Raw genomic sequence first — 12,550 nt, 5'->3', positions numbered from 1 at the left:
CCCCGTTGTCGCCCCAATTCGGCCTGAATCAGGACCGGTTGGCTGCGGGTCCGTCAGACGCCGACGGTCCCGTCGATTCCCTCGCGGAGGAAGTCGGCGTGGCCGTTGTGGCGGGCGTACTCGTGGATCAGGTGCAGCATGACCAGCCGGAGCGACACGTCCTCGCCCTGCTTGGCCTGATGGCCGGTCACATCGAGCGACTCCGCCCGCTCCTCGATCCGGCGGGCGTGCTCGACCTCCGTCTGCCAGGCATCGAACGCCTCCGCGCGCGTGGACTCGCCCGCGTCGTAAGCCACTTGGTAGTCGCCCTCGTCCGACCAGACGAGCGGGATGTCCTCGCCGTTGATCACCCGGCGGAACCAGGCGCGCTCCACCTCGGCCATGTGCCGGACCAGGCCGAGCAGGGAGAGCGTGGAGGGCGGCATCGACTGCCTGCGCAGTTGCTCGTCGGAGAGACCTTCGGTTTTCAGGGCGAGCGTCGCGCGGTGGTAGTCGAGGAATGCGCGCAGCGTCTCGCGCTCGCCTCCGGTCAGAGGCGGGCCGATGCGTTCGACGGTCACGGCGGATTCCTTTCAATGGCAACGGCAATGGCAACGCCAGCGGCAGCGGTGATCGTGAAGGTACAGGGGCCTCCGGCCCGACGGCCGTACTACCACCGCACGCGCACCTACGGCGGCCCGTACGTCGCGGCGAGTTCGGCTGCCAGGCGCGCGAGCCGCTCGCGCGCCTGTGGGGGATCGAGGACCTCGACGCGCGCGCCCAGCCCGGCCAGCTGTGCCGCCACGACTTCCGGCGACGGCCCGTCCACCTCGATCTCCATCCAGCCGTCGGGGAGCGCCCGCCCGGTCCGCATCCGTCCGCCGAACAGCCCCTCCAGCACCGGTTCTGCGCTTCGCTCGGCCCGCGCGCGTACGGTCGCCGCGAGCATGCGGTCCTCCATCCGCGTGGCGAGGGAACGCCAGGCCGTGGCGAGGTCGAAGCCCTCCGGCCGTACGACGGGATCGCCGGTCGGCTCGACGGAGGTGACGCGGCTGAGCCGGAAGGTCCGCAGGCCGTGGTCGGTGTCAGCGACCAGGTACCCGACGCCGGCCTTGGACGCGAGGCCGAGCGGATGGACCGTACGCTCGCCCGCGGGCTTGCCGGGGCGGGCGTAGCCAAGGCGGATCTGGATGCCGTCCACCACGGCACGCTGCAGTGCGTCGAGATGGGGCGTCGATGCCGTGACGGTGGAGCGCGACCAGTCCGTGCTGTCCGTGACACCGGCCTTCGACGCGGCCTCTGCGCCGGGCCGGAACGTCGCCGGGAGGGCGCGTACCAGCTTGCGCAGTGCCGTTCGCAGCTCGGGTGTGGTCGACAACCCGGGGGGCGGGGGCGACGATCCGGGCGTGGGCGACGACCGCGACGGGCTGGTCGAGTCTCCCGCGACATGGACCGACGACGGTCCCGCGACGTGGACCGACGACGGTCCCGCGACCAGGAACAGCGCCCGGATCTCGCCCGCGGTCAGCCCGGTGAGGTCGGTCCGCGCCCCGCCGACCAGCGACCAGCCGCCGCCCCGCCCGGGCTGCGAGTAGACGGGTACGCCCGCGCTCGCCAGCGCCTCCAGATCGCGCCGCGCGGTGCGTTCGGACACTTCGAGCTCAGCGGCCACCTCGGCCGCGGTCACCCGCCCGTGCGCCTGCCCGCGCGCCTGCAGGAACAGCAGTGTCGCTACCAGACGATCGGCCCTCATGGTGGTCATTCTGCTCCGGAAACTGGCCAGAAGGTGGCCAGTTTGGCCGCCAGTCTGGCGCCATGACCGATATCGCTGACCACACCGGTTCCGAAACCGTGCCCACGCCACGTAACCCGGGCGCCGCCCGCCCCGGCCTGATACTCGCGTTCCTCTGCGTCGCCGGGTTCATGACCTTCCTCGATGTGTCCATCGTGAACGTCGCTCTGCCGACCATCGAGCACGATCTCGGCATCTCCGAGAGCTTCTTGCAGTACGTCGTCACGGCCTACGGGACCGTGCTCGGCGGGTTCCTGCTGCTCGGCGGGCGGCTCGCCGACACCTTCGGGCGTCGTCGCCTGCTGCGCACCGGGCTGGTCGTATTCGCCGCCGCGTCCCTGCTGGCGGGCGTCTCCCAGGGCCCCACCACGCTGATCGCCGCCCGCGCTCTGCAAGGGCTCGGGTCGGCATTCATCGCGCCCGCCGCCCTGAGCCTGCTGACGAACACGTTCGCCGAGGGCCCCGAGCGCAACCGGGCGCTCGGGGTGTGGGGCGCGATCAGCGGTATCGCCTCGGTCGCCGGGGTCATCCTGGGCGGCCTGTTCACAGAGGGGCCGGGGTGGCGCTGGATCTTCTTCATCAACGTGCCGATCGGGCTGGCGGCCGCGGTGCTCGCGCCGCTCGTCGTGCCCGAGAGCCGCGCCGGGACGCCGCGCCGGACCTTCGACACGGCAGGGGCAGTCACCCTCACCGCGGGCCTGGTGCTGCTGATCTACACCCTGGGCCAGACCATCGACACGGGCTGGGCATCGGCCCGGACGCTCGGAAGTCTCGCCGTCGCGGGCGCATTGCTGGTGGCCTTCGTACTGATCGAGCGGCGGGCCGCGGCGCCGCTGATCCCGCTCGGAATCTTCCGGCGCCGGGTGCTGCGAGGGGCGAACATCGTCGCCGTACTCCTCTTCGGCACCCTGGTCACGCTGTTCTTCTTCGCCAGCCTGTTCATGCAACTGGTCCTGGACTACTCACCGGTGCAGGCAGGTCTGGCGTACGTGCCCCTCGCCGTCATCGTGTCGGTCGGCGCGGGCATCGCCTCGAAACTGGTCACCAAGGTGGCGGCGAGGCCTGTGCTCGTGGCCGGTCTCGCACTCACCGCGAGCGGGATGCTGATGCTCTGGCAGCTGCCCGCGGACGGCAGTTACGCCGGCGACGTACTGCCCGCCTTCCTCACCGCCGGCCTGGGCCTCGGCATGTCCTTCGTACCGGTGCAGATCGCCGCGTTTGCCGGGGTCGACAAGACGGAGTCCGGCCTGGCCGCCGGGCTCATCAACACCAGCCAGGAGGCGGGCGGAGCGCTCGGTGTGGCCGTCGCGGCCACCATCGCCTTCCGGCGGACCCGTGATCTGGAGGAATGGGCCCACGGCGACCCGGCTCTGGAGCAGGCGGCGCGGACGAGCGTCTTCCACGAGGCGTTCCTCATCGGCGCCGGGTTCGCCATGGTCGCGATCGCCGTCGCGCTGCTGCTCCCCTCGATGCGGGCATCGAGCGTGAAGAACTGAGCTCCGCCGAGAAGTTGTTGCGGTGCGCCGGTCACATTCTCGCGTCGCGTTCCGTCGGTGTAGTGACGACGAACTTTCTTAGGGAGAGCAATCATGCAGGCACGGATGAACAACCCCGCAACGATCATTCCCGAGGCCCTGCCGGCCATCCTCGACCTGCTGAAGGCGGCGCGGAAGGGCGGTGTGCCGGAGTCGACGCTCGAGCTGGTCCACCTGCGCGCCAGCCAGATAAACGGCTGCAGCTACTGCGTGGTTGGGGGCGTGGCCAGCGCGAAGAAGGGGGGCGAGACCGATGAGCGGCTGCACGCGGTCGCGGCCTGGCGCGAGGCGCCGTTCTTCAACGACGCCGAGCGCGCCGCGCTGGCGCTCACCGAGGCGGCCACCCGGCTGGCCGACCGGCCCGACGCGGTACCGGACCAGGTCTGGGACGACGCCGCCGATCACTTCGACGAGAAGCAGCTGGCGTCCATCATCCTGATGGTCGGCGTGACCAATCTCTTCAACCGCCTCAACGCCACGACCAGGCAGTCGGCGGGTGCGACCTGGTAGCCGAGCGCGGGCAGTTGAGCGCCGGCGGTCGAGCGCCGGCACGTGAGCGTGGAAGCTGAAGCAGCGCCGGGGCGGCGCGGTCACCGCGAGCTGACGCGGTGACCGCGCCGCCGGCAAGCAACGTCCGCCGACGCCGCCGGCCGAGACGGTTTCGCCTGACGGTTGGGTGCGATGCGCATTTTTTTCGGCTCCGACGTCCGGCGCCGTCGGAGGGCGCAGAGCGCATCCTGGCGCCTATGTTCCCGGGACGGATGGCGCTGCAGACGTATTGACCTGAGAAGGGCCAAGGTCGACGCCTGTCAGCTCAGTCTCCAGCGGTAGGGGGATAGTGGCCAACTGAACTGCTCAGTGGTTCCCTGTCCCGGACAAGCCTGGGCAGGGGGAGCCGCCCCTGACCTGCGGTGCCGAGAGTTGTGCGGGACGGGCTCTCCGAGCCCGTCCCGGTCAGGTGCGGGCATCTGCCACTGTGGGCCTGGCGTCACCCTCGGCCGCGGATTCAGCGACGGCAGTCTGCCGATGTGTCCGCCGGCCCGAGCACTGCGCCGTAGAACGCGATGCTGTCCTCGGGGCCAGCGTGGAACTGTTCGATCACGCGCTGGATGGGCCCGATGGCCGCTGTGCGCGGCCATGAACCGTTCGATGTCCCGGAGGCTCTCCGGGGGAAGTCGGCCTTGTAACCAGAGTTGTCGCGAGCACGGGCGATCCACTTGGCGCTGGTCTGGATGTCGTCGAGGAGGGACTTCATGACCGGCTCACCCGATCTCCGCGCTGCCGCAGATGAAGGCGGTGTCCTGGAGGAGTTCCGGCGTGATGTGAACGCCGGTCAGGTGCTCGGTGAGGGCAAATGCTGCTTCTGCGGCCAGGTGCTCTGCGGTGTCGGAGACCTCGTCCCAGAATTGGAAGCCGCTGTGGCGAGGCCATAATTGTGCCCAACGCCGGTGAGGATCTGGAATCGGTGGACAACGCCGACGCCGAACGGGGACCTCGAGAACGCGGAGACAGGCCCCCTCTACGCGATGCGCGACAGCATGGGTGACATCACCGCCGAATACATGGGCTTCCAGCGCACCATGTACAGCGGCGCCCCGGACAAGTTCCCCGCCTTCGGAGACTCCGCGACGTTCGATCCGGACCAGGTCAAGAACTTCCTGTCCGTGGTCGGACAGGACCCGGACGCGTATGCGTCGATCACCAGCGCCCAGCAGGCCTACACCTCGGAGCTGGTGGACGAGGCCATCAACGGCGACACCGCTTCGAAGGCCTCGGTCGACGGGCGGGTGCGCGACGCCGTGGCGCCCGGCGCGGCGATGGCGGGCATCATGAGTGAGGCACGCGCCGATGCGGTCATCGACTACCACACGGCGAAGGACGAGGAGTTCAACGCGGCCGCCGAGGAGAAGGCGGGCTGGGTGAACCGTATCGTCAGCATGGGTACGGCAGGCGTCGGTGAGCGGGTCCCCATCGCCGGAGAGGTGCTTGGCTGGGTGCAGGAGGACATCACGAGCAGCGTCCTCGAGACCATCGCCAAGGACTCCGCCGACGATGCCTCGCAGGCGGCGGGCGAAGAGTACACCTCGGGCCGTACCGCGGCCCTCGACTCCAGCGAGGCGGCCGTGTCCCGGGCCGTTCTCAACAATCAGGAGGGCCCCTACTCCGACCCCGACACGGCGTCACAGTTGAAGAGCGCGGCCAAGACCCAGGCGGGGAACAGTCACGGTGAGGGAGCCAAGTGGTACGCGGCAAGCCATACGTCCTGAGTCGGTCCGCCGTGCGTGCCGCCCTCGCACTGGGTCTCGTCCCGGTCCTGCTCCCGCTCGCCGCGTGCGGGGGCGACGAGCGGGACTACACCGTGCCCACGTCGCTGTGCGGGACTCCCGTCGACAGCGAGCTGCTCGAGCCGCTGCTGCCGGTCGGCAAGGAGATCGGCCAGAAAGAGGGCTTCTCCGGTCAGCAGGGGCCGAAGCAGATGTGCACGGTCCGTGTCGACGGCAAGGCGTGGCTCGTGACTCACGGGGAGTGGCGGGCGGGCAGTTACACGGCGTTGGTTGCCGTGCGGGACCGGCGTGGCCGTGGCGGCGAGCACGCGGCGGACGGCGGCAAGCTCGCCTACTGGGATCAGGGGGCCGCGACGGTCGTCCCCTGCCGGAGCGAGAAGTGGAAGGCGCAGACGTTCTCCGTGGTCGTGGAGAACGTCTACCGGGACGGACGCAAGGGCGACATCGACGCCCTCAAGGCATTCGTCGAGTCCTACGGGAAGGCTGTCGCCGAACGGCTGCCCTGCGCCTAACCAGACTTGCACCGGCATAACCCCTCCCTCACCCAGAACAGCTGACCGAGGCATTTCGTGGCTCGATGACGGGTGCATGGTGAGCGGAGCCGGTGCATGGTGAAGTGCATGCCGCTCGCTTCTACGTGCTGGAGCTCCAGCACGTAGGCGATCACGCAGCTGACGTTGTCGGGGCCGCCGGAGTGGTTGGCCAGGGCGATGAGTTCGCGTACTGCCTGCTCTGGGTCGCTGACCGTTGTGACGACCGGGCGGCCGGGTCAGGCGGCGATGGCTTGCAGGGTCTGTTCGGTCACCTCCTCGGCCGTGGTGCCGAGCCCCCTGTCTCGGTCGGCACCACCACTCTGGCCTGCACTACAGCTCGAACTGGGCCAGACGAACGCCGTCTTCCATAGAGTCCAACCAATGACCGTGACGATCCCCTCACTGCCGCGTCGGCAGGTGAATTGGTGGGCGATCTCTGCCGGGATCCTCATGGTCGGGTATGCCTGCATCGCCCTCGTGGTGTTCGCGCTCCGGGGCGCGGTCGGATTCTTTGTGCCTGGCATCGACTACCCGCATCCAGCGCTTGCGCAGCAGGTTCCTGCTGCTCGTCGCTGCGACAACATCACTTATCGGTCCGCGAGTCGGACGAGTCGAAACAGATGAGAGAACTCGTCTAGGTGTCCGCGACGCCCTTGGTCAGGTGCCGACGTAGGCCGCGAGGTGCTCGCCGGTGAGGGTGGAGCGGGCGGCGACGAGGTCGGCGGGTGTGCCCTCGAAGACGATCCGGCCGCCGTCGTGGCCTGCGCCCGGGCCGAGGTCGATGATCCAGTCGGCGTGCGCCATGACCGCCTGGTGGTGCTCGACGACGATGACCGACTTGCCGGAGTCGACGAGCCGGTCGAGCAGGCCGAGCAGCTGCTCGACGTCAGCGAGGTGGAGGCCGGCGGTCGGCTCGTCGAGGACGTAGACGCCGCCCTTCTCGGTCAGGTGGGTGGCCAGCTTGAGCCGCTGCCGCTCGCCGCCGGACAGTGTGGTGAGCGGCTGGCCGAGGCTGAGGTAGCCGAGCCCGACGTCGGCGAGCCGGTCGAGGATTCGGTGCGCGGCCGGCGTGCGCGCCTCGCCGGCGCCGAAGAACTTCTCGGCCTCGGTGACCGACATCGCGAGCACCTCGCTGATGTCGCGGCCGCCGAAGTGGTGGTCCAGCACCGATGCCTGGAACCGCTTCCCCTCGCACTCCTCGCAAGTGGTGGCGACGCCGGCCATCATGGCCAGGTCGGTGTAGATGACGCCGGCGCCGTTGCAGGTGGGGCAGGCGCCCTCGGAGTTGGCGCTGAACAGCGCCGGCTTCACGCCGTTGGCCTTCGCGAACGCCTTGCGGATCGGGTCGAGCAGTCCGGTGTACGTCGCCGGGTTGCTCCGCCGCGAGCCGCGGATCGCGCCCTGGTCGATCGACACCACACCTCCGCCGGCGGGGATCGACCCGTGCACGAGCGAACTCTTGCCGGAGCCGGCGACGCCAGTGACGACGGCGAGCACCCCGAGCGGGATGTCGACGTCGACGTCGCGCAGGTTGTGCGCCGTCGCGCCGCGGATCTCCAGGGTGCCGGTGGGCGTCCGCACCGTCTCCTTGAGCGCGGCCCGGTCGTCGAAATGGCGGCCGGTGACGGTGCCGCCGGACCGCAGCCCCTCGACGGTGCCCTCGAAGCAGACGGTGCCGCCCGCCGTACCGGCGCCGGGGCCGAGGTCGACGACGTGGTCGGCGATCGAGATCATCTCCGGCTTGTGCTCCACGACGAGCACCGTGTTGCCCTTGTCCCGCAGCCGCAGCAGCAGGGCGTTCATCCGCTGGATGTCATGGGGGTGCAGGCCGATGGTGGGCTCGTCGAAGACGTAGGTGGTGTCGGTGAGCGAGGAGCCGAGGTGGCGGATCATCTTGACGCGCTGCGCTTCGCCGCCCGACAGCGTGCCCGACGGCCGTTCGAGCGAGAGGTAGCCGAGACCGATCTCCACGAACGAGTCGAGGGTCCCCAGCAGCGCGGCGAGCAGCGGCGCCACCGACGGCTCGTCGAGACCTCGGACCCATTCGGCGAGGTCGCTGATCTGCATCGCGCAGGCGTCGGCGATGTTGATCTTTCCGATCCGTGACGACCGGGCCGCTTCGCTGAGCCGGGTGCCGTCGCACTCGGGGCAGGCGGTGAAGGTGACCGCACGGTCCACGAACGCCCGGATGTGCGGCTGCATCGCCTCCCGGTCCTTGGAGAGGAACGACTTCTGGATCTTGGGGATCAGCCCCTCGTAGGTGAGGTTGACGCCCTCGACCTTCACCTTGGTCGGCTCCCGGTAGAGGAAGTCCTGCATCTCCTTCTTGGTGAACTTGCGGATCGGCTTGTCAGGGTCGAGGAGGCCCGACTCGGCGTAGACCCGCACGGTCCAGAAGCTGTCCGACTTCCAGCCGGGGATGGTGAACGCGCCCTCGGCGAGCGACTTGGAGTCGTCGTACAGCTGGGTGAGGTCGATGTCGGAGACCATGCCCCGGCCTTCGCAGCGCGGACACATGCCGCCGGTGATGCTGAAGTCGCGACGCTCCTTCACGGTCCGTCCGGCGCGCTCCAGGGTGACCGCACCCGCTCCACTGATCGAGGCGACGTTGAAGGAGAACGCCTGGGGCGAGCCGATGTGCGGCTTCCCGAGCCGGCTGAAGAGGATGCGCAGCATCGCGTTGGCGTCGGTGGCGGTGCCGACCGTGGAGCGGGGGTCGGCACCCAGCCGCCGCTGGTCGACGATGATCGCGGTCGTCAGCCCCTCGAGTACGTCGACCTCGGGCCGCGCCAGCGTCGGCATGAAGCCCTGCACGAAGGCGCTGTAGGTCTCGTTGATCAGCCGCTGCGACTCGGCGGCGATCGTGTCGAACACCAGCGAGCTCTTGCCCGAGCCGGAGACGCCGGTGAACACCGTCAGGCGGCGTTTCGGGATCTCGATGCTGACGTCCTTGAGGTTGTTCACGCGCGCGCCGTGCACGCGGATCAGATCGTGGCTGTCGGCAGCGTGCAGCGCAGGCGACTGCGTGTCCGTCCTCGTGGCCATGCTCATCGTGTCTCCATCTGTTGGGCGGGGGGCCGCCTTCGCGGTCTCCGTCGGCGTCGCCTGGTTCAATCTGACCAGCTTCGAGCAAGTACGTCTGCTTCTCCTTCGCTGCGGCCGCGGAGCCTCTGGGCCCCGGCCACGCGGCGTGCCCGCCGAGGCGTCAGACCAACCAGCGGCCGTCCCGCATCAGCTCGCGATCGGCCAGCTCGTTCACCTCGCGCCAGGCCCGGATGCAGCGCGGGGAGATGGGGGACCAGCGGTACGGGGTGGCCGGCGCACGCGGGTCGAAGCCGGTGCGAGCGGCGAACCGGTCACCCGCTGCTGCGGCAGCGCGTCGATCTCGAGGACCTCGACTTCGCCCTCGGTCATGGACACGTCGCGGGTGTGGCCCCGCCCCGGCCGAACGGTTCGGTTGCAGGCCAGGTTCTCCCCCGGCCTTCGGCCGGGAGGTGCCCCCAACCGGTCGGGCTGTCGGTCGGCGTGGCCATCCGCAGCGCCTCGCCGTCCCAGTCGAAGGACAGCGGCACCAGATACGGCGCACCGTCCGGCGAGGCACTGGCCACCCAGACATCTTTGTCGTGGCTGAGCCGACGCTCGGTGTCGCGACGACGCTGAGCGCGGGAGCGGGGGGTCGGCACTCATCGGTCCTGAAGCAGCCCGAGGACGTTGCCATCGGGGTCGGTGACGGTGGCCACCAGGCGGCCGCCACCGACGTCGTGCGCGGGCTCCTTCACGGTGGCCCCCGCGGCTGTCACCTCGGCCAGCTTCGCCTCGAGGTCCGGCACGTGCCAGTAGGCCACCGGGGAGGTCATGCCCTGCGGTCCACCGCCCGGCACCAACCCGATGTGCTGGCCCGCGGCCTCGAAGCCGACGTAGTAGGACTCGTCGGTCTGCGGCGGTACGCCGAGCAGGGCGGCGTACACCTCCTTGGCCGTCGCCAGGTCGGAAACGGGATGCAGCACGGTCTTGATTCCCTGAGTGGAAGAGCCGGTCATGGTCACTCCTGAAGTCATGGGTTCTGGTCGGGATTGTCTGGCTCAAAGACGAACGGGAAGTCCGGAAATCGACAGCCCGATCGCCCCGGATGGCGATTTCGCCGTTGGCCGTTCGTCTCAACCGGGCCCGGCCCGCACGAGAAGGAGGACCACCGGGACCACCTCCGGGCGGTTGCGTAAGAAGGCCAGGGATGCGTCCGGAGCGTGGTGCGGGAGGAAGCTCGGGTGAATGGTGATGTCCATGGCGCTCACGCTAGCTGCGGCCCGGGGGCCCGCGCTTCTCGATTCCTGATCGGTCTGGCCACCTGTTTCGCGACGCACGCCGGGATCCCCGCCGTCGCGTGCGTCGCGTGGCAGCTCCGACGCCGCCGCCCTGGTCATCACGTCGGTCAAGATCTCGTTCTGGGAGAGCGTGGATCGCAAGCCGTCGAGCTGCTTATCGAGAGGAAGCCGGCCGAGCACCCGCCTTGCCTACCACGATCACTGGGTCCCACGAGGCGCCTCAGACGCTCTCGCGCCGAGGACAGGGGAGGGCAGGCTTTACGGCAGATGTCCTGCCAAGACGACGACTATCTTGCTCAGCCTCGGTGTCCTGTCTCGGATATGTCTGGACAGGACGGAGCCCTGACCTGCGCTGCCTACGGTTGAGTGGGACAGGCTGGTGCTTGTTGTCCCGCTCAACCGCAGGCAGCGTGGCCTTTCAGCTCCGGAGCCAGGCCGACAGCCGTAGGCGGGTTTGGCCCGGTTTGGTGGTTGTGGCGGTCGGGGACGTTGCTCTGCACTTCCGTGCTTCGCGAGCGAGTCGGTACTCCTCCGCCGCGCGGATCAGTTCTTGAGAGCGGAGCTGGTGCATGGTGAAGTGCATGCCGCTCGCTCCTACTGCTGGAGCTCCAGCACGTCGGCGATTACGCAGCTGACGTTGTCGGGGCCGCCGGATTGGTTGGCCAGGGCGACAAGTTCGCGTACTGCCTGCTCTGGGTCGCTGACCATTGTGACGACGTGGCGTACTTCTTCGGTCGGCACCACGGTGGACAGGCCGTCGGAGCAGAGCAGGTAGCGGTCTCCGGGCTGGGCATCGTGCAGGCGCATGTCGGGGGTGACTTCGCCTCCTCCGGCCAGGGCTCGTATCAGCAGCGACCGCTGGGGATGGGATGTGGCTTCTTCCGGGCTGAGGCGTCCTTCGTCGACCATCGACTGCACCATGGTGTGGTCGTGGGTGATCTGGAAGAGGTCTCCGTCGCGCAGGAGGTAGGCGCGAGAGTCGCCGATGTGGACGAGGGCCAGTTGCGATCCGGTCCAGAGCATCGCGGTGAGCGTGGTGCCGACCTCTTGCGGGGAAGGGTCGGTTTCGGCGACTCCGTGCACGGCTTGATTGGCCTGTTCGATGGCGTCTTCAAGGACGTTGAGGAGATTGCCTGCCGGGATGCTGTCGGTTTCGAGTCGCTTGAGTGCGTCGATGGCAGCGGCGCTGGCGGGGGCTCCGCTGCGGCCGAAGCCGTCGGCGACGGCGAGCAGGCGGGATCCGGCGTAGGCGGTGTCCTGGTTACTCTCGCGGACCAGGCCGGCGTCGGAGAGTGCGGCGTAACGGATGCCCAGGGGCTTGGCGGTTGGGGACACGGCAGCGTCCTTCCAGGACAGGTGGCCGATGAGGAAGGTGGCCAGGTCCCGCCGTGTGGCGGTGTCGGCCTCGACCTGGGCCCAGAAGGCGCGGACCTCCTGGGCCGCCGCGCCTGCCTCCAGCGTGCAGACGTGCTGGATGCGGGCCAGGGGCATACCCAGGCGGCGGAGCCAGGCGACCAGCCGGGCCTGGTCCAGTTGTTCTGGGGCATAGAGGCGGTAGCCGGTCACCGGGTCGACGCGAGCGGGGGTCAGCAGGCCCAGCTGGTCGTAGAGACGCAGCGCCTTCGGTGACAGCCCGGACGCTTTCGCGAACGCCCCGATGGTCAGCAACCCCATGCTCGCTCCTCCTCATGCCGAGCACGTCGCCCGGCCTTTTGATGCTGTGGCCTCCCCCAAGGTGAAGGTCAACTAGCGGCTCTCCGACCGGACAACAAATCCCAGATCTGGCTCCGGGCGATCGTGCTGCGCGACTGCTTCGATGCGCATGGCAGTTAGCTTGAGTTCGGTGAGGAACCACGCCCGGGCCGTGGTCCGGAGCGCCCGTTCTTGTGGCAGTCGTCGGTTGAACTCGGCTTTGAACTGCTCGAACTTCGCTTCGTTGTCGGCGAGGGCGAGGCCCTGCCAGCAGGGCCTGGCTCGTGCAGGTACAGGCGGAGGGTTGTCTCCAAGGAGGCGGCCAGCGACCGCCGTTCGGGTCCCAATGGGAATGGCCCGGTGCGGACGAGTACGCATCGGCCACCGAACTGCTTGCCGCGGACGCTGGTTG

13 protein-coding genes and 1 pseudogene are annotated in these 12,550 nt (G+C 69.1%); 5 read left to right on the top strand and 9 right to left on the bottom strand.

Annotated features, from left to right (window positions below):
* Positions 1-53: 53 nt before the first annotated feature.
* Together J7E87_RS17905 and J7E87_RS17900 are read right to left on the bottom strand one after the other, a co-directional pair.
* Positions 54-560 (bottom strand): DinB family protein, encoded by a 507-nt coding sequence (locus tag J7E87_RS17905; RefSeq protein WP_215095064.1) that lies wholly within the window; start codon positions 558-560, stop codon positions 54-56.
* A gap of 107 nt (positions 561-667) precedes the next feature.
* The gene (locus tag J7E87_RS17900; RefSeq protein WP_215095062.1) at positions 668-1,732 is read right to left on the bottom strand and encodes a YafY family protein; all 1,065 of its coding nucleotides are present in this window, start codon (positions 1,730-1,732) and stop codon (positions 668-670) included.
* A 62-nt stretch (positions 1,733-1,794) separates the two neighbouring features.
* Between J7E87_RS17900 and J7E87_RS17895 the strand changes: the two genes are divergently transcribed.
* A complete protein-coding gene (locus J7E87_RS17895) occupies positions 1,795-3,267 on the top strand; it encodes an MFS transporter (RefSeq protein WP_215095061.1) in 1,473 nt (490 codons plus the stop codon).
* A 93-nt stretch (positions 3,268-3,360) separates the two neighbouring features.
* Positions 3,361-3,816 (top strand): carboxymuconolactone decarboxylase family protein, encoded by a 456-nt coding sequence (locus J7E87_RS17890; protein WP_215095059.1) that lies wholly within the window; start codon positions 3,361-3,363, stop codon positions 3,814-3,816.
* Positions 3,817-4,312: 496 nt separating this feature from the next.
* On the opposite strand, the gene J7E87_RS17885 is transcribed toward J7E87_RS17890, so the two are convergent.
* Positions 4,313-4,561, bottom strand: coding sequence for a hypothetical protein (locus J7E87_RS17885; protein WP_215095057.1), 249 nt, complete (start codon positions 4,559-4,561; stop codon positions 4,313-4,315).
* Between the two features lie 7 nt (positions 4,562-4,568).
* The gene (locus J7E87_RS35140; RefSeq protein ID WP_251017615.1) at positions 4,569-4,679 is read right to left on the bottom strand and encodes a DUF6461 domain-containing protein; all 111 of its coding nucleotides are present in this window, start codon (positions 4,677-4,679) and stop codon (positions 4,569-4,571) included.
* A 153-nt stretch (positions 4,680-4,832) separates the two neighbouring features.
* Between J7E87_RS35140 and J7E87_RS17875 the strand changes: the two genes are divergently transcribed.
* The 3 genes from J7E87_RS17875 to J7E87_RS17865 all read left to right on the top strand — a co-directional run bounded on the left by J7E87_RS17875 (position 4,833) and on the right by J7E87_RS17865 (position 6,748).
* On the top strand, positions 4,833-5,573 hold the full coding sequence (locus J7E87_RS17875) for a hypothetical protein (protein ID WP_215095053.1): 741 nt from the start codon (positions 4,833-4,835) through the stop codon (positions 5,571-5,573).
* A gap of 11 nt (positions 5,574-5,584) precedes the next feature.
* Entirely contained in the window at positions 5,585-6,103 is a 519-nt protein-coding gene (locus J7E87_RS17870; RefSeq protein WP_215095050.1) for a hypothetical protein, read from the top strand.
* A gap of 402 nt (positions 6,104-6,505) precedes the next feature.
* Positions 6,506-6,748, top strand: a complete 243-nt coding sequence (locus tag J7E87_RS17865) for a hypothetical protein (RefSeq protein WP_215095048.1) — start codon at positions 6,506-6,508, stop codon at positions 6,746-6,748.
* Positions 6,749-6,781: 33 nt separating this feature from the next.
* Here the strand turns inward: J7E87_RS17865 and J7E87_RS17860 are convergent, their stop codons facing one another.
* The 5 genes and pseudogenes from J7E87_RS17860 to J7E87_RS17850 all read right to left on the bottom strand — a co-directional run bounded on the left by J7E87_RS17860 (position 6,782) and on the right by J7E87_RS17850 (position 12,120).
* Positions 6,782-9,175: an excinuclease ABC subunit UvrA gene (locus tag J7E87_RS17860; RefSeq protein ID WP_215095046.1), complete on the bottom strand. Its 2,394-nt coding sequence runs from the start codon at positions 9,173-9,175 to the stop codon at positions 6,782-6,784.
* Positions 9,176-9,329: 154 nt separating this feature from the next.
* Positions 9,330-9,807: pseudogene (locus J7E87_RS35135) on the bottom strand (pyridoxamine 5'-phosphate oxidase family protein).
* The gene (locus J7E87_RS17855; protein ID WP_127354770.1) at positions 9,808-10,164 is read right to left on the bottom strand and encodes a VOC family protein; all 357 of its coding nucleotides are present in this window, start codon (positions 10,162-10,164) and stop codon (positions 9,808-9,810) included.
* A gap of 117 nt (positions 10,165-10,281) precedes the next feature.
* Positions 10,282-10,407 carry a hypothetical protein gene (locus tag J7E87_RS35895; RefSeq protein WP_285427345.1) on the bottom strand — a complete coding sequence of 42 codons (126 nt, stop codon included), beginning with the start codon at positions 10,405-10,407 and terminating at the stop codon, positions 10,282-10,284.
* 633 nt (positions 10,408-11,040) lie between these two features.
* Positions 11,041-12,120, bottom strand: coding sequence for a MerR family transcriptional regulator (locus tag J7E87_RS17850; protein ID WP_215095044.1), 1,080 nt, complete (start codon positions 12,118-12,120; stop codon positions 11,041-11,043).
* Positions 12,121-12,550 lie beyond the last annotated feature (430 nt).

It is taken from the genome of Streptomyces sp. ISL-1 (genome assembly GCF_018614585.1).
Taxonomy (GTDB): Bacteria; Actinomycetota; Actinomycetes; order Streptomycetales; family Streptomycetaceae; genus Streptomyces; species Streptomyces maoxianensis.
The sequence above is the reverse complement of the archived record's forward strand: the minus strand, read 5'-3'. Positions and strand labels throughout refer to the sequence as shown.

Excerpts from the sequence above, each read along its gene's own strand:
- J7E87_RS17890 (WP_215095059.1), top strand. The coding sequence starts at position 3,361 with ATGCAGGCACGGATGAACAACCCCGCAACGATCATTCCCGAGGCCCTG.
- J7E87_RS17860 (WP_215095046.1), bottom strand. The coding sequence starts at position 9,175 with ATGAGCATGGCCACGAGGACGGACACGCAGTCGCCTGCGCTGCACGCT.
- J7E87_RS17850 (WP_215095044.1), bottom strand. The coding sequence starts at position 12,120 with ATGGGGTTGCTGACCATCGGGGCGTTCGCGAAAGCGTCCGGGCTGTCA.
- J7E87_RS17900 (WP_215095062.1), bottom strand. The coding sequence starts at position 1,732 with ATGAGGGCCGATCGTCTGGTAGCGACACTGCTGTTCCTGCAGGCGCGC.
- J7E87_RS17895 (WP_215095061.1), top strand. The coding sequence starts at position 1,795 with ATGACCGATATCGCTGACCACACCGGTTCCGAAACCGTGCCCACGCCA.
- J7E87_RS17875 (WP_215095053.1), top strand. The coding sequence starts at position 4,833 with ATGCGCGACAGCATGGGTGACATCACCGCCGAATACATGGGCTTCCAG.
- J7E87_RS17865 (WP_215095048.1), top strand. The coding sequence starts at position 6,506 with ATGACCGTGACGATCCCCTCACTGCCGCGTCGGCAGGTGAATTGGTGG.
- J7E87_RS35895 (WP_285427345.1), bottom strand. The coding sequence starts at position 10,407 with ATGGACATCACCATTCACCCGAGCTTCCTCCCGCACCACGCTCCGGAC.
- J7E87_RS17855 (WP_127354770.1), bottom strand. The coding sequence starts at position 10,164 with ATGACCGGCTCTTCCACTCAGGGAATCAAGACCGTGCTGCATCCCGTT.
- J7E87_RS17885 (WP_215095057.1), bottom strand. The coding sequence starts at position 4,561 with ATGAAGTCCCTCCTCGACGACATCCAGACCAGCGCCAAGTGGATCGCC.